This is a genomic window from Embleya sp. NPDC050493 (assembly GCF_044458105.1).
In the GTDB taxonomy this organism is placed as follows: Bacteria; Actinomycetota; Actinomycetes; order Streptomycetales; family Streptomycetaceae; genus Embleya.
This window is the reverse complement of sequence record NZ_JBITHP010000001.1, coordinates 1-15,266: the sequence shown is the minus strand read 5'-3', so window position 1 is coordinate 15,266 and position 15,266 is coordinate 1. Positions and strand designations below refer to the sequence as shown.

12 protein-coding genes are annotated in these 15,266 nt (G+C 71.9%); 7 read left to right on the top strand and 5 right to left on the bottom strand.

Annotated features, from left to right (window positions below):
• The first annotated feature begins 17 nt into the window (after positions 1-17).
• Positions 18-992, top strand: coding sequence for a serine hydrolase (locus tag ACIBM5_RS00060; protein ID WP_396004586.1), 975 nt, complete (start codon positions 18-20; stop codon positions 990-992).
• Here ACIBM5_RS00060 and ACIBM5_RS00055 read toward each other — a convergent pair.
• From ACIBM5_RS00055 to ACIBM5_RS00045, 3 genes are read right to left on the bottom strand one after another with little or no spacing between them, the layout of a single operon-like run.
• Entirely contained in the window at positions 973-1,761 is a 789-nt protein-coding gene (locus tag ACIBM5_RS00055; RefSeq protein WP_396004585.1) for an ABC transporter permease, read from the bottom strand. The genes ACIBM5_RS00060 and ACIBM5_RS00055 overlap by 20 nt on opposite strands.
• Positions 1,758-3,248 (bottom strand): ABC transporter permease subunit, encoded by a 1,491-nt coding sequence (locus ACIBM5_RS00050; RefSeq protein WP_396004584.1) that lies wholly within the window; start codon positions 3,246-3,248, stop codon positions 1,758-1,760. Before ACIBM5_RS00050 ends, ACIBM5_RS00055 begins: the two co-directional genes overlap by 4 nt.
• The gene (locus tag ACIBM5_RS00045; protein ID WP_396004583.1) at positions 3,245-4,177 is read right to left on the bottom strand and encodes an ABC transporter ATP-binding protein; all 933 of its coding nucleotides are present in this window, start codon (positions 4,175-4,177) and stop codon (positions 3,245-3,247) included. The genes ACIBM5_RS00050 and ACIBM5_RS00045 overlap by 4 nt, the downstream gene beginning before the upstream one ends.
• Before the next feature lie 345 nt (positions 4,178-4,522).
• On the opposite strand from ACIBM5_RS00045, the gene ACIBM5_RS00040 reads away from it, so the two are divergent.
• The 3 genes from ACIBM5_RS00040 to ACIBM5_RS00030 all read left to right on the top strand — a co-directional run bounded on the left by ACIBM5_RS00040 (position 4,523) and on the right by ACIBM5_RS00030 (position 7,935).
• Positions 4,523-5,593, top strand: a complete 1,071-nt coding sequence (locus ACIBM5_RS00040; protein WP_396004582.1) for a sensor histidine kinase — start codon at positions 4,523-4,525, stop codon at positions 5,591-5,593.
• The gene (locus ACIBM5_RS00035; RefSeq protein ID WP_396004580.1) at positions 5,590-6,273 is read left to right on the top strand and encodes a response regulator; all 684 of its coding nucleotides are present in this window, start codon (positions 5,590-5,592) and stop codon (positions 6,271-6,273) included. Before ACIBM5_RS00040 ends, ACIBM5_RS00035 begins: the two co-directional genes overlap by 4 nt.
• Before the next feature lie 1,065 nt (positions 6,274-7,338).
• Positions 7,339-7,935 (top strand): HhH-GPD-type base excision DNA repair protein, encoded by a 597-nt coding sequence (locus ACIBM5_RS00030; RefSeq protein ID WP_396004579.1) that lies wholly within the window; start codon positions 7,339-7,341, stop codon positions 7,933-7,935.
• Positions 7,936-8,492: 557 nt separating this feature from the next.
• Here ACIBM5_RS00030 and ACIBM5_RS00025 read toward each other — a convergent pair.
• Positions 8,493-10,088 (bottom strand): DHA2 family efflux MFS transporter permease subunit, encoded by a 1,596-nt coding sequence (locus ACIBM5_RS00025; protein WP_396004578.1) that lies wholly within the window; start codon positions 10,086-10,088, stop codon positions 8,493-8,495.
• Positions 10,089-10,159: 71 nt separating this feature from the next.
• Here ACIBM5_RS00025 and ACIBM5_RS00020 point away from each other — a divergent pair, with 71 nt between their 5' ends.
• The gene (locus ACIBM5_RS00020) at positions 10,160-10,654 is read left to right on the top strand and encodes a winged helix-turn-helix transcriptional regulator (protein ID WP_396004577.1); all 495 of its coding nucleotides are present in this window, start codon (positions 10,160-10,162) and stop codon (positions 10,652-10,654) included.
• Between the two features lie 374 nt (positions 10,655-11,028).
• On the opposite strand, the gene ACIBM5_RS00015 is transcribed toward ACIBM5_RS00020, so the two are convergent.
• Complete coding sequence (locus ACIBM5_RS00015; RefSeq protein WP_391581796.1) at positions 11,029-11,286, bottom strand: SCO5918 family protein; 258 nt, start codon at positions 11,284-11,286, stop codon at positions 11,029-11,031.
• A gap of 285 nt (positions 11,287-11,571) precedes the next feature.
• On the opposite strand from ACIBM5_RS00015, the gene ACIBM5_RS00010 reads away from it, so the two are divergent.
• Entirely contained in the window at positions 11,572-12,996 is a 1,425-nt protein-coding gene (locus ACIBM5_RS00010) for a helix-turn-helix domain-containing protein (RefSeq protein ID WP_391581795.1), read from the top strand.
• A 296-nt stretch (positions 12,997-13,292) separates the two neighbouring features.
• On the top strand, positions 13,293-15,266 hold a 1,974-nt coding region (locus ACIBM5_RS00005), incomplete at its 3' end, for a M4 family metallopeptidase (protein ID WP_396004576.1).

Here is a 15,266-nt window from a genome sequence, read left to right as displayed (position 1 = left end):
TCGCTCCGGGGGCAATCGTGCTCGCCTGTGCGACGCTGCTCTGGCTGGTCGTCTCGGGCAACCGCGCCGAGCCGGCCTCGTTCCGCGCCGGGCCGACCGCGCCGGCGGCATCGCCCGAGAGCCCGGAGCCCGCATTGCCCCCGTCGGACACCCCCGCCTCCACCGACGCCCGCACCGACGTCGCCCGAGGCGCCGGCCCGCAGCCCGCCGTCGGCCCGACCACTGCCAACGGCTCGGTCGCGTCCGCCCTCGCCGCCGCGCTGCCCGAGATCACCGGCAACCTGTCGGTGGCCATCATCGACCCGGCCGACGGCGAACTCGTCGGCTACAACGCCGACCACCCCTACGTCACCGCGAGCATCGTCAAGGTGGACATCCTGGCCACGCTCCTCCTCCAGGCCCAACAGGAACACCGCACCCTGACCACCATCGAACGATCCACCGCGGCCGCCATGATCGAACACAGCGACAACGACGCCGCCGACACCCTGTGGTCCGCCATCGGCGGCGCCGCCGGCCTCCGCGCCGCCAACACCATCCTGGGCCTGACCGACACCGAACCGACCGGCCTCTCCTGGGGTTTGACCCGAACCACCGCCGGCGACCAGGTCCGCCTGCTCGACGCGATCACCACCGGCGACTCCCCCCTCGACGCCGCTTCCCGCGCCTACCTCGCCGACCTGATGACCTCCGTCGACGCCGGCCAGACCTGGGGCGTATCCGCCGCCGCCGACCCCGGCACCATCCCGGCCCTCAAAAACGGCTGGCTCCCCCGCGACGCCACCGGCCTATGGGTGATCAACAGCATCGCCCACATCACCCACGCCGGCCGCCCCCTCCTGATCGCCGTCCTCTCCGACAACCAAATCTCCATGGCCGACGGCATGACCCAACTCGAAACAGCAGCCCGGGCAATCGTCCCGGCGGTGGCCGGCGCCCCGAACCGAGCGGGGTGGGTCGCGCCGCCCGCCCTCACGCATCGCGGCGGGTGAAGGTCAGGGTTGCCAGGAGTACGGCCGCCGCCGTGTAGCCGGCGAGGAGGGTGGTGCCGGGCCAGGGGGCTATGGGGAGTCGGTCGAGGTTGTGGGTGGTGGTGATGGCCAGGCCGGCGGTCATGGGTGGGAGCTTTTCGAGGCGGTGGTGCCAGGTGGGGTCGGTGATGGTTTGTACGAGGAGGGGGAGGATGTAGAGGAGGGTCAGGAGCACGGTGACGGCGCCGGCCGTGTCCCGGATCGTGATGGCGACGCCGAGGGACAGCAGGGCGATCAGGATCAGGTACAGGACCGTGCCTGCGGCTGCGCGCAGGGTCGGGCCGTCGGTCGGGGACAGGGCGGGGTAGCCGTGTTCGGGGTTGAAGCCGTTGCCGGCCAGGATCGTGCGCCCCGCCCACAGCGACCCGAGCACCGCGAGCGTGCCCGCGACCGCGACCATCGCCACCAGCAGCAGTGCCTTGCCCGCGAGCAGCGTGCGACGGCGTGGGAGCGCGGTCAGGGACGTGTGGATCATCCCGGTCCCGTATTCGTTGCCGATCACCGACACCGCGAGCAGGACGACCGCGATCTGACCGACCCGGATGCCGATCAAGCTGTCCTTGGTGGTGTCCTCGAAGCAGCCGGTCGGCGTCGGGCAGTGCGAGGTGTGCATGGCCGAGGTGCTCAGCACGCTCACCAGCACGGTGACCGTGATCAGGCCGAGCAGCAGCCAGGCGGTCGAGCGCACCGTGCGCAGCTTGGTCCATTCGGCGTGCACGGCGTTTCTCATGTGTCCCGCCGGTGCAGCCGCCATCCGGCGAAGACCAGGACCACCGCCGCGTAACCGCACAGCACGCCCAGCCCGGTCCACGGCCCGATCGTGCTGTCGTAGCGGTCGAACGTGCGCTGGATGGCGAACCCGGCCGCGGGAGTGAGCCGTTCCAACCAGGTCGCGGTGGAGACCGACAGGCCGCTGCCGATGATGCGCGGGAGCAGGAGCAGCGCGAGCACCACGGCGATCGCGGGTGCGGCTCGGCGCAGGATCGTACCGATCGCCAGTGCGAGCATCGCGACCAGCGCGAGCAGCGCGGCCGTGCCGATCAGCGCACGCAGCACGTTCGGGTCGGAAAGGCCGGCCGGTATGCGGTCCTTCGAACGTTCCACCGGGCCGGTGACCAGGAACGCGCCGAAGGCGCCGAGCAGTCCGACCACGAACGTGGCCGCGCCGAGCACGATCGCCTTGGCGGCGAGCACCCGCCCTCGTCGGGGCACGGCGGCGAACGTGGTGCGGATCGTGTCCCGATGGAATTCGGCGGTGATCGACAACACCCCGAGCGCCACCACCGCGATCATGCCGATCAGTACGCCGCCGAGGATCGTCTGGGTGCCGTCGTCGCCGAACCGGTCCGGGCCGATGTCGCCGCTGCCGATCACCGTGAACGTGCCATCGGCCTCGGTGAAGCCCGGCGGCGGGCCGGCGTCGGGGCGGTCGGCGGCCGGGCCGGAGGGGCCCGTCGAGCCGTCCGGTCCCACCCGGTTGCGCCAGGGCCCGGTCGGCTGTTGTGGTTGCGCGGGGGTCAGGCTCACGTGGTCGAAGGTGGCCTTGCCGGTGGTGGTCTGCCCGGAGATGCCCTCGCTGCCGAACTGCCGCTCGACCTCGACGGCGTCCGGTGAACCGACGTACAGCCCGATTCGGGCGGTCTGCGGGAGCCTGCCCGGATCGACCCGGCCGACCCGGCGCCAGGCGCTGCCGTCGCTCGACTCGTACGCGGTGATCGTCCGACCGGCCCGGACCAGCTTGAGCCAGCGCGGGGCGGGTCCTCCGCCACCCGCCTGGTCGCGGCCGTATCCACTCTGCAACCGGACCCCATGGTCGGGGGTGACCACCACCGCCGCGTACGCCGCGCCCCGCGCGTCGCTCGCCCGGATCATCAGGCCCGCCTTGGCCCGACCGGCGCTGCGTTCCTGCGTCGTCACGCGCGCGATCAGCTCGCCGTCACCGGTCAACTCGCGCTCGACGAACTGCCCGCCGTCCATGAAGTGCTCGGCCAGGTCGACCTTGCCGCCCCCACCCTCGCCCGCCACATCCCGGGTGCCACCGGTGCCGCTCGCGATCAACAGCCCGACGAGCACGGTCAGCACGGCCGCCGAGATCAGCGTGAGCAGCCAGCGGCGGACCGACCTGAGCTTGGTCCACTCGGCGAGCAGCAACCGGCCGAACGTGTCCCGCCCGCCGGTCAGCGTGCTGCGGTACGGCGTGGTCGTGGGGCCGCTCATGCCCGCTCCTCGACGTCGCCGGGGGCGCGGAAGTCGACCGCGTCCCGGGTGAGTTCCATATAGGCCTCTTCGAGCGAGGCGCGGTGCTCGGCGATCCCGGTGAACGGCACGCCGTGCTCGGTGAGCAGCCCGATGATGCGCTCGGCGGACAGACCGGTGACGGTCAGCGCGTCGCGCTCGGTTGCGGCGACGGTCGCGCCGGCGCCGGTCAGCACGGTCATCGCCTCGCGGCGCTGTGCGGTACGCAGCACGATCCGGCCGCCGGACGCGACCGCGAGCAGTTCGCCGATGCTCGTGTCGGCGATCAGCCGGCCGCGACCGATCACCACGAGGTGGTCGGCGCTGTCCTCCAGTTCGCTCATCAGGTGGCTGGACACCAGCACCGCGCGCCCCTCCGCGGCCAACGAGCGCAGCAACCCCCGGATCCACACCACGCCCTCGGGGTCGAGGCCGTTGACCGGTTCGTCGAGCATCAGCATCGGCGGGTCGCCGAGCAGCGCGCCGGCTATGCCCAGGCGCTGCCGCATGCCGAGCGAGAAGCCACCGGCGGGCCGGCGGGCCGCCGACGTCAGACCCACGGTCTCCAGTACGTCGTCCACCCGACGTGCGGGCAGGCCGTTGGAGTGCGCCATCCACAACAGGTGGTCGCGGGCCGGGCGGGCCGGGTGCAGCGCCGCCGCGTCCAACAGCGAGCCCAGTTCGCGCAGTGGCGTGCGCAGCGTGCGGTACGGCCGGCCGCCGACCAGCGCGGTGCCGTCGTCGGGGCGATCCAGGCCGAGGACGATCCGCATCGTCGTGGACTTGCCGGCGCCGTTGGGTCCGACGAAGCCTGTGACCTGACCCGGCTCGACGGTGAACGACAGCCCGTCGACGGCGGTATGCGGACCGTAGCTCTTGCGCAGGCCGCGCACTTCGATGGTTGCTTCCATGTCCATGAGGCTATGAATTCGGCCGGTCTCTGGGCATCACGCATGCGAGCCAACTTGGTTTCCCCGCGCGGGGGGAAGCCCGCGGCCGACCTCCCCGATACGGGGGAGGTGGATTCCCCGGCCCGGGGGAAGCGGGCCCGGTGGCCCGACCGAGACAATGACGTCATGAAGCACAGCGATCCGATCCCGGGCCGCGCCTCCGAACCCGGTCGGTGGCGCGGCAGATCGCTGTGGTGCGTGCAACCGTGGCGAACACAAGGGTGGCGCGCACGGGCGTGGCGACCACGAAAGTGGCGACCACGACCATGGCGCGGGGAACCGCTGTGGTGTTCCTTCGGGGCCGGGGTGGCGCTCGGCCTGTTCTCGCTGCCGGAGACGGTGGTGCGCACCGCACTTCGTTCCGGCCAGGCGGCGGGCATGTTGTCGGTCGCGCTGATCCTGGGCCTTTGCGCGACGGTGCCGTTGGTGTTCGCGCCGCGCCGCCCGGCGACGGTCGCGGTGACCGTGACCGCGGCGGCGGTGCCCACCGGGGTGCTCTACCAGGGTGTTCCGATCGCCGCGTCGATCGCGATGCTCGCCGCGTGGGTGGCGCTGGTGCGGATACGGGTGCGCGGCGCGCGCACCCGCACCGCCGAGCGGGACGCCTCTCGGCACGCGATCGAGAGCACCCTGCTGGAGTTCACCGCGCGCGGCGAACGAGCCAGGATCGCCCGGGAGTTGCACGACGTGGTCGCCCACCACATCTCGATGATCTCGGTGCAGGCCGAGACCGCCCGACTGACCACTCCGGGCATGCCCGAGCAGGGCGCCGAACGGCTGCTCGCAATCGGCGACACGGCCCGCACCGCGCTGACCGAGATGCGCCGCCTGCTCGGGGTGCTGCGCGAGGACGCGGGCGCCGAGCCGACCCGCCGGCCGCAGCCGGGCCTCCAACAACTGCTCGATCTGATCGACGAGTCCCGGGACTTCGCCGGCGCGGGCATGCGGCTGATCGTGCGCGGGCGGATCGCCGTGCTCGACCCGGGCGTCGAGCTGGCGGCCTACCGCATCGTCCAGGAGTCGTTGACCAACGCCCGCCGCCACGCACCCGGAGCCGCCGTGGACGTACTGCTCGACTACTCCGACGAAGACCTGCTGCTGGTGCGCGTACGCGACAACGGGCCCGGCCCGCACACCGGTCCGCGCGCCGGCACCGGTCCGGGCGGGCACGGCCTGCTGGGCATGCGCGAGCGCGCGGCGAGCGTGGGCGGCGAGGTGCGTGCCGGGGCCACGTCGATGGGCGGCTTCGTGGTCGAGGCCACGCTCCCGGCCCCCCGAGTCGCGGGCATGGGTGGACCGGCGGACACCGGCGGCATATCCGGCGCCCGGGGCCCGGCCGGCAGCGCGGGGCTTGCCTGCTCCGGGAGCACGGGATGAACGGGCAGGCGGCGTTGCGGATCGTGGTGGCCGACGACCAGGAGGTGGTCCGGGCCGGCTTCGCCGCGCTCCTCGACACCCAACCGGACTTCACCGTGGTCGGCACCGCCGCGGACGGCGCCGAGGCGATCCTGCGCTGCCGCGAGCAGCGCCCCGACGTCGTGGTGATGGACGTGCGCATGCCGGTGATGGACGGCATCGAGGCGACCCGCCGCATCCGCGCCGGCGGCGTCGACGGCGAACCGCCCCGGATCCTCATGCTGACCACGTTCGACCTCGACGAGCACGTCTACGACGCACTGGTCGCGGGCGCGGGCGGCTTCCTGATCAAGGACGTGACCGCCGAACGCCTCTTCGACGCGGTCCGCGTGGTGGCGGCCGGCGAGGCACTCCTCGCGCCGAGCGTCACCCGGCGCCTGATCGCCGAATTCACCCGCCTGCGACCACGCCCGGCCCCACCCGGTCTGGCCGACCTCACCCCACGGGAGGTGGACGTACTGCGCCTGGTCGCCGAGGGCCTGTCGAACGCCGAGATCGCCACGCGCCTGGTGGTCGGCGAGGAAACGGTCAAGTCGCACGTAAGCCGAGTACTACGCCGACTCGGCCTGCGCGACCGAGTCCAGGCAGTGGTCATCGCCTACGAATCAGGCCTGGTCATCCCACGCACCGCCACCCACTGACCCCCCGCCCCGCGACACCCAGTGCCGCGCCCGGCGACGTTCGTCCCGTCGCGGTGTTCGGTGCGGTGCATCGCCGTGCCGCCGGAACGTTCTCGTACAGGAGTACTCGGACGTTTCGGCGGGGCGGCGAGGTACCGTGCCGGGTGCCGCGACGGGGTGAACGTCGCCGGGCGCGGCATTGGCCCCACCCACGCCGAACCGACTCGGCAATGTCGGCGTCGATGGGACCGTCGACACCGACAAAGCGAAGCGGCCGTGGCGGCCGTGGCGAGGACAGGGGCAACGGCAGCAGCCGGCGCATGGGCGGCGGCCACGGTGCTGCGGCGAACCGGTGGTGCCCGGCAACAGCGACTGCAGCATTCCCGAGGCGGAAGCGACGACGACAGTGGCCGTGTCGGCGGCAGCAGCGGTGGTGGGACCGCGGCGGCGGCGCGGTGACCGGCACGGCCGAGGCGGCAGCGGCGGCCGTGGCGGCCGGCCCGTCCGGTGTCCGAGACCGATCGGCCCGTCCGGTGTCCGAGGCCGATCGGCCCGTCCGGCGTTCGAGGCCGATCGGCCCGTCCGGCGTTCGAGGCCGATCGGCCCGTCCGGCGTTCGAGGCCGATCGGCCCGTCCGGCGTTCGAGGCCGGCCGGGCCCTTGGCCGGCCGGCCCCGCGCGCTACCGCGCGTCTCGCGCCTGTGGCCGAAGCGCTCGGGCCACCCCGTCCCAGCGGTTCCGGCGGCGCTGGCAATGACGGCAGCGGCGGCGGTAGCCGTGGCGGCATCGGTAAATGGCCGCTGTAGTGGCAACGGCGGCGGCCATGGCGGCAGCGGTGGCAATCGCGGTAGCCGTGGCGGCATGGGCAATGACCGCTGTGGTGGCAACGGCGGCGGGACGGCCGCGGCCGCGGCGCCGGCAGCAGCACCGGCGACACCGGCAGCGACAGCAGCGGTTGCGGCAGCCGTGTACGCGGCGGCGGGGCGGAGGCGGATCCTGCGGCGGAGGGCGGGAGAGGTGGCGGCGCGGCGGTGGGATCCGGCGAGTCCGAGTGCGTCGCCGGTGCCCACCGGGAGATCATCGAAGGATGAATACGACAGTGCACCTCGCCCAGCAGGCCGAGGCGGACGAATTGCTCGGGCGCAGTGCGTTGGCGGCGCTGGTCGGCATGCTCCTGGATCAGCAGATCCCGATGGAATGGGCCTTCGCCGGCCCGTACACGATCGCCCAACGCCTGGGTCGCACCGACCTGGACGCGCACGAGATCGCCGAGTACGACCCGGACGGGTTCGCCGAACTCCTGTCCACCAAGCCCGCCGTGCACCGCTATCCCGGGTCGATGGCGAACCGCGTGCAGCAGTTGTGCCGGTACCTGGTCGAGCACTACGACGGCGAGGCAAGCGCGGTGTGGGCCGACGCGACGACCGGCACGGAGTTGCTCAAGCGGCTCCAGGAGTTGCCCGGCTTCGGGAAGCAGAAGGCGCAGATCTTCCTGGCCCTGCTCGGCAAGCAGTACGGCGTGACTCCGGACGGTTGGCGCGAGGCGGCCGGCGGCTACGGCGAGGTCGGCTCGCACAGGTCGGTCGCCGACATCACCGGCCCCGAGTCACTGGCCAAGGTCCGCGCACACAAGCAGGAGGCCAAGCGCGCGGCCAAGGCCGCCAAGGCGGCAAAGGAATCCTGACCGACCCGATGTCGCGGCCGGCCCCCTCCACCGGCCCTCGGCCGCAACACCACGCCGAACCGCGGGCCGCCACCGCCACCGCCACCGAGATGGGGCGCCCACAAACCCGCACCCCCGCACCCCCGCACCCCCGCACCCCCGCACCAACACGGCCTCACACCCGACCACACACCCGGCGTCGGCCCGGACCCGCAACCAACACCAAGACGAGCCCGCAGCCGATAACACACCCCACCCCGAAGTCGGACCCTGCACCCAGCCCCACACCGGGCACCGAAACGGCCCCACCACCGACGGCCCCGGCCTCGAACCCCGTGCCGCAAGGCATCGCAGCCCCGGCATCGCCCTCGCCATCGCACCCGAATCCCGCACCGAACGCTCCGAAGCCCCGGCCGCCCCGCCGCCCCTAACCGCCCGGGACGCGAACTCCACATCGCAAGCCGACACAACCCGGCGCCGCTCCCGCAACGGTCGCCGCATGCGGTCGCCGCATCCCGCACCGAGCCCCCGACCCCCTCTCCCTGCCCCACCCCCACCCAACCCCGCCCCGCAAACCATCACACCCCCGGCGCCGCCCCCGCCCCCGCAGCCGTCGCCGCATCCCGCACCGAGCCCCCCGAAGCCCCCGCACCCGCACCCGCCGTCGAACCCCGCACCGCATCCCCCAAAGCTCCCGAACCGCCCGAGCCCCCCGACCCCTCCGAACCCTCCGAACCCCTCACGCCCGGACCCCCCGCCCCCGCATCCCGCCCCTGCCGCGGCAGGAACAAGGCCGCCGTCGCCGTGAGCAGGGTCGCCCCGCCGAGGATGTACCAGGCCCGGTCGTACCCGTCGAGCGTGGCCGGTGCGCCCACCGCCGCGACGAATACCGCGACGCCGAGCGCCGCTCCGACCTGGCGCAGCATGGTGATCACTCCCGAGCCGGTGGCGAACCGGTCCGGCGTCAGTGCGCCGGTGGCGGTGGCGATCAGCGTGGGCAGGATCAGGCCGACGCCGATGCCGGTGAGGATCGAACCGGGCAGCAGGTCGCTCGCGTAGTGCGCGTGTGGTTCGAGCCGGACGATCCACCACCCCAGTCCCGCACCGAACGAGAGCCCGCCGACCAGAACCAGCGGCCCGGGTCCGAACCGGGCCATGTAGCGGCCGGCCAGAATGCTTACGAACGGCACACACAGCGGTCCGGGCACGGTGCCCAGCCCGGTGCGCAGCGCGCTCCAGCCCCACACGGTCTGCATCCACATCGAGCCGGAGATCAACATCCCCGCGAACGCGACCCCGAACAGGGTGTTGGCGATGCCCGAGACCGCGTAGTTCCGGTTGCGCACCAGCGCACCCTCGACGACCGGCCGCGGATGGCGCGCGTTGCGCAGCAGGAAGCCGGCCGCGAACAGCAGCGTGAGCACCCAGACGCCCACCGTACGACCGGCCGACCAGCCCCAGTCCGGCGCGCGGACCACGCCCAGCGACAGCGCACCGATCGCCGCGGTCAACAACGCGGCGCCGAGCAGGTCGGGCAGCGGACCGCGGTCGGTGGGCGCCGGGTCGGGCAGCCGACGCGCGCCGAGTACCAGCGTGAACACGCCGATCGGCAGGTTGACCAGGAAGACCCAGCGCCAACCTGGTTCGAGGAGCAGCCCGCCCAGGACCGGCCCGAGGGCGGCGGCCAGCCCGCCGATCGCGGCCCACGCACGGATCACCGTGCCGCGCCGCTCGGGCGGATAGGAGGTGAGCAGCAAGCCGAGCGACGCGGGCATCAGCAGTGCGGCGCCGACCGCCTGGATCAGCCGGGCGATCACCAGAACCGCGAGCGTGGGCGACGCGGCGCACAGCGCGGACGCCACGGTGAAGACGGCGATCCCGGCCAGAAACGCCCGCCGGTGGCCGATCCGGTCGGAGAGTCGGCCGGCCGGTACCAGGAGCGCGGCGAAGACCACCGTGTAGGCGTTGAGCACCCAGGACAGGTCGGCGAGCGAGGCGTCGGACCAGGTATCGGCCAGCGACGGCATCGCCACATTGACGATGAACAGGTCGAGGTTGACGAGTACGACGCCCGCGCAGACCAGGACTGCGGCGAGCGCGCGGGGCGGGTGATCCGGATCGGTGCTGGCCATGAAGGCGCGGCCCCCTAGGTCGAGTTCTATGACGAAACTCAAGGTAGGGCTCGTAAGTTCTATAATGCAACTCACTGAGTTCCATGAAAGGACTCACCGGCTAGAATGGCGCCATGCGTCGGAAGAGTTTCCAGGAGATGTCCTGCTCGGTCGCCCAGTTCCTGGAGGTGGCCGGAGAGTGGTGGACGATGCTGATCGTGCGGGACGCCTTCCTGGGCGTGACCCGCTTCGACGACTTCCACGAGCGGCTGGGCATCTCCCGCAATGTGCTCACCCAGCGGCTGGAACACCTGATCGAGCACGAGGTCCTGACCCGCGAGGCGTACCAGGACAAGCCGGCGCGCTACGACTACCGGCTCACCGACAAGGGCCGCGCGTTGTGGCCGGTACTCAACGCGATGCGTCAGTGGGGCGACCAGTGGGCCGCGCCGGACGGCCCGCCGCTGATCGTCACGCACACCAACTGCGGCCAACCCACCACCGCCGTGCACGTCTGCTCCCACTGCGGCGAACCACTGACCTCGCACGACCTGCGCGCCTCGGCCGGCCCGGGCGCCCGAGACGGACTCCTCGACGGCCTGCCCCGCCAGGCGACGCCCAGCGCCTGAAAGCGACGCCCGACACCGACGCCCCCGACACCCGACGCCCTCGAAGCCCGATATCCCGCAGCCCACGCCCGGCGCTCCACACCCGGCGCTCAGCGCGCCACGCTCGGCACCCGGCGCCCAAAACCCGCCCCCGAGCAACCGGCACGCGCCGGCCGAGCAGTCACAGCCCGGCCGGCATTCGAACCGAAAGACCTACAAGGTCGAAGACCCCACAGGGTCAAGGAGCAAAGACCCAAGGGTCGAAGACCCCACAGGGTCAAGGATCAAAGACCCCAGGGCCGAAGACCCTCGAAGGACCAAAGCCCCAGAAGGACCAAAGCCCCCAAAGCCCCCGAAGGCCCCGAAGGCCCCGAAGGCCCCGAAACCCCGAAGGATCACAACTCCGGCGGAGCCGGCGGCGCCGTCGGCAGAACGGTGAATCCGAGCTTCGTGAGCGCCCGCGAGACCTCCGCCGCGCTGAAATCACGCGGAAGTTGTCCCGTGATCACCGATCCCACCTGCTTGACCGGATAGGTACGGCGCCCGATACGGACCGATTCGCCGGTGATCGGGTCGGGCTTGACCCCGCTCATCGCGCGCTCCACCTCGTTCATCTGCAGGTGGAAGGACTGGCCAGCGATCGTGCAGCGCATATTGCCTCAGCAAAGGAAGGGGTGAGTGCTACCGGTGTGGCAAGTCTTGCGCAGTCCCGGCCGCAAGCACAGTCCACGACCGCCGTCCGGGGTCCAGCCGGGTAATGCGGGGTGATATGTCACATCGTGTCAGGTCGAGTTCCGGCCCCGTACACCCATCATGCACCCATCCGGCAAAAGCGGAATGGCTCGTTCCACCGCAGACAACGCCTACCGCCGTCTGTCACCCTGCTCCGGGCAGTGACCAACCGTCGACCATCCGGAGTTACCTCGGGGAGGACGAACGTGAACAGGCTCCCGAACGCGCCCGTCACCACAAAGGTCGCGTCCCCACCGCTAAAGGTCGCGTCCACACCGTTGTGGGCGGAGTTCGGCCGCACGCTGCGGACCCGGCGCCGCCTCGCGGGAATGACGCAGCAGCAGCTGGGGCTACGCGTCGGCTACCACCACAGCCTGATCAGCAAGCTGGAGGCCGGTCTGCGTGAACCCCCCGCCGGCCTACCGCGCCGACTCGACGATCTCCTGGACACCGGCGGGGACCTGTCCGCGCTGTTGACGAGCCGATCGATTCCGCCGCCCGCCCTGCATCGCACCCACTTCTCGGTGATCCCCGGCGGCGAGGCACCCGCCGGTCTGGCGCCGCTGGCCGACCGGTTCTGGCCCGATCGGCTGCCGTACCACGGGCTGCCCTGCCCGCTGCACGGCAAGGACGGCTGTCACGAGTGCGAGGTGCCGCCGTACGCGGACGCGCTCACCATCCTGGGCGACATCGACGGGACGAACCCCGCCGGTGTCGACCCCGACGTGGTACACGTGCTCACGGCCCTGCTCGGCGGCTACACCCAGGCCGGTCTGCACGGCTCCACCACCGGGCTGGTCGGCTCGGTCGAGTACGTGCTGCGCCGGATCGTCAGTTGGGCCGAATCGCTCAACGCGCACGGCCGTTCCCCGCACGCCCAGCTGCGCCTGGCCGCCGACTACGCCCAGTTGGCCGGTCGGTTCCGGATGCAGCAGGGGCAGAGCGTGATCGGCATGGCCTGGTACGACCGCGGCCTCAACTGGGCCGACGTGTGCGAGAGCCCGGGCGCCCGCGCGTCGCTGCTCGGCGACGTGTGCTCGTTGGCCCGCCTGGACGGCGACGCGGCGGCGGCGCTGGCCTACGCCCGCGCGCTGGAGGCGGTGGACGCCGGCCGGGCCTGGATCACCACGCTGGCCCAGCTGTACCAGGCACGCGGACACGCGCTCGGCGGCGACATCGCCGAGTGTCGGCAGCGCATCGCCACCGCACATCGACACGTGAGTCGGTTCGACGAACGCGACCGGGCCGAGGCGCCGTGGTTGACCGGACTGGCCGGTCGGCTGCGGATGGAGGCCACCATCGGCGGCGCGTTGCGCGATCTGGCCGCGCGTACCGGCGACCTGGCCTCGGCCCGCTCCGCCGTCAAGTCGGTACAGGCGGCACTCGACCTGCTGCCGGTGCCGATGCAACCGGCGCGGGTGTTGCTCACGGTGCGCCTGGCGGACGCGCTCGCGTGTGCCGGCCAACCGGACGCGGCGGTGCTCGCCGCCGCGCCGGTGGTGCACGAGGCGGCGGGACTGGGCACGGCCACCACCAATCGGGAACTACTGAGCCTGCGTCGGCGTCTGACCCAGCATTGGAGCGATCTGCCCGAGGTCCGCGACCTGTTGGAGCAGATGCCCGGTCACTGAGAGGCGGATCGGCGCAGTTCCCGGGGTCGTCGGAGCAGCCCCGGAGCAGGCACCGAAATCAGCGAACGGCCGCCCGATCGGTTGACCCGGCACTCCCGCGACTCCCGGGGTCTGCTTGGCGTTTGCCAGAATTTGCCGGCCGTTGCCGATCACTTCACCAAGTCCCCACACCCGTGTGAGTGTTTCGCTCGCTCGGGCACGAACCCGGCCTGCACGGTCGCCCGCGTCGCTCACAAGGCGTACGCGGCGCATGCCGGCGACGTGGTCGAGGTCTGCCTTCCACCCAAGGAGCCTCGATGAATCGCAGAACGACCACGGCCGGGACCGTCCTGGCCATGCTCGCCGGTTTGGCGATCGGCGCGGCCGGACCCTCGGCCGCCGCCGACCCGTCCCCTCCCCCCGCCAATCCCCAGGCACTCGCGGTATCCGCCGCCGACCGGGCGGCCGCCAGTGGCCTGGACAGTCTCGCCAAGGGGCCCGACGAGCAGTACGAACGCCAGGTCGTGACCCCGTGGGTCAACGACCTGTTCTCGGTCGCGTACCAGCGCACCTACCGCGGCCTCCCGGTCGTCGGTGGGGACGCCGTGGTGCTGGCCGATGGAAAGGGCCGGGTGCGGGCGACCCAGTCCTCCACCGACGCGCGCATATCGGTCACCACCCAGCCGACCGTCACGGCCGGCGCCGCCGAGGCCACGTCCAAGGCCAAGCTCCCGGTCGTGGACAAGGTCGACTCGCACCGTCTGGTCGTCCGGGTCAAGGACGACAAGACCGCGCTGGCCTGGGAGACCGTGCTGATCGGTCGTACCGACTCCGCGCCCAGCCGGTTGCACGTGTTCGTCGACGCGAGCACCGGAGCGGTGCTCGACAGCTACGACGACGTCCGGGCCGGCAGCGGCAACAGCCAGTGGAACGGCCCCAACCCGCTCACCATCGACACCACCGGCTCGGGCAGCTCCTTCTCCCTGCGCGACCCGAACCGCCCCGGTCTGACCTGCGCGGACTACTCCACCGGCCAGGTCTTCACCAAGTCCACCGACTCGTGGGGCAACGGCCAGGCGTCCAGCAAGGAGACCGGCTGCGTCGACGTCATGTGGGCGGCGCAGAAGGAATGGAACATGCTCCGCGACTGGCTCGGTCGCAACGGGCACAACGGCAACGGCGGGAGCTGGCCGGTCAAGGTCGGCCTCAACGACGTCAACGCCTACTGGGACGGCTCGTCGGTGTCCATCGGGCACAACCAGTCGAACCAGTGGATCGCGTCGATGGACGTGGTGGGTCACGAATTCGGTCACGGCATCGACCAGTTCACTCCCGGCGGCGCGGGCACCGAGGCCGGGCTCGGCGAGGGCACCGGCGACATCTTCGGCGCGCTCACCGAGGCGTACACCAACGAGCCCTCGCCGTACGACACCCCCGACTACACCGTCGGCGAGACCGTGAACCTGGTCGGTCAGGGCCCGATCCGCTACATGTACAAGCCCTCCACCAACGGCGACCCGGACTGCTACAGCTCCTCCATCCCCAGCACCGAGGTCCACAAGGCCGCAGGCCCCCTCAACCACTGGTTCTACCTCCTCGCCGAGGGCACCAGCCCCGGCGGCGGCAAGCCCAACAGCCCCACCTGCAACAACACCACCCTCACCGGGGTCGGCATCCAACAGGCCGGGAAGATCTTCTACGGCGGCATGCTGCTCAAGACCAGCGGCATGACCTACAAGAAGTACCGCACCACGACGCTGACGTCGGCCAAGACCCTCGACCCCACCTGCGTCCTGTTCAACAAGACCAAGGCCGCCTGGGACGCCGTCAGCCTGCCCGCACAGCCCAACGACCCCACGTGCGTCGGCAACCCGGGCCCCGACTTCACCATCGGTGTGAGCCCGACGAGCGGCAGCGTGGCGCCCGGTGGCACCGCGACCACGACGGTGACGACCACCGTCACCCAGGGTGCGGCGCAGAACATCACCCTGTCGGCGGGTCCGCTGCCGTCCGGTGTGACCGCCTCGTTCAACCCGGCGACCGTGCAGGCGGGTGGCACCTCGGTGCTGACCCTGACGGCGAGCGCCTCGGCGCCGTCGAGCACCACCGCGATCACCGTGACCGGTGCGGGTACGAGCGTCACCCACACCGCGCAGTACAACCTGACCGTCTCCAGCGGGCCCGGCAACCCGAGCGACCCGCCGGACATCAGTGTGGCCAACGTCCAGGCGCACCTGTCCCAGCTCAACACGATCGCGTCGCAGAACGGCGGCAACCGCCGCGCGGGCAGC

What these genes read in the sequence shown, in the direction of transcription:
- ACIBM5_RS00015 (WP_391581796.1), bottom strand. Translation starts at nt 11,286, where the DNA reads ATGCGCTGCACGATCGCTGGCCAGTCCTTCCACCTGCAGATGAACGAG.
- ACIBM5_RS00020 (WP_396004577.1), top strand. Translation starts at nt 10,160, where the DNA reads ATGCGTCGGAAGAGTTTCCAGGAGATGTCCTGCTCGGTCGCCCAGTTC.
- ACIBM5_RS00050 (WP_396004584.1), bottom strand. Translation starts at nt 3,248, where the DNA reads ATGAGCGGCCCCACGACCACGCCGTACCGCAGCACGCTGACCGGCGGG.
- ACIBM5_RS00035 (WP_396004580.1), top strand. Translation starts at nt 5,590, where the DNA reads ATGAACGGGCAGGCGGCGTTGCGGATCGTGGTGGCCGACGACCAGGAG.
- ACIBM5_RS00055 (WP_396004585.1), bottom strand. Translation starts at nt 1,761, where the DNA reads ATGAGAAACGCCGTGCACGCCGAATGGACCAAGCTGCGCACGGTGCGC.
- ACIBM5_RS00030 (WP_396004579.1), top strand. Translation starts at nt 7,339, where the DNA reads ATGAATACGACAGTGCACCTCGCCCAGCAGGCCGAGGCGGACGAATTG.
- ACIBM5_RS00045 (WP_396004583.1), bottom strand. Translation starts at nt 4,177, where the DNA reads ATGGAAGCAACCATCGAAGTGCGCGGCCTGCGCAAGAGCTACGGTCCG.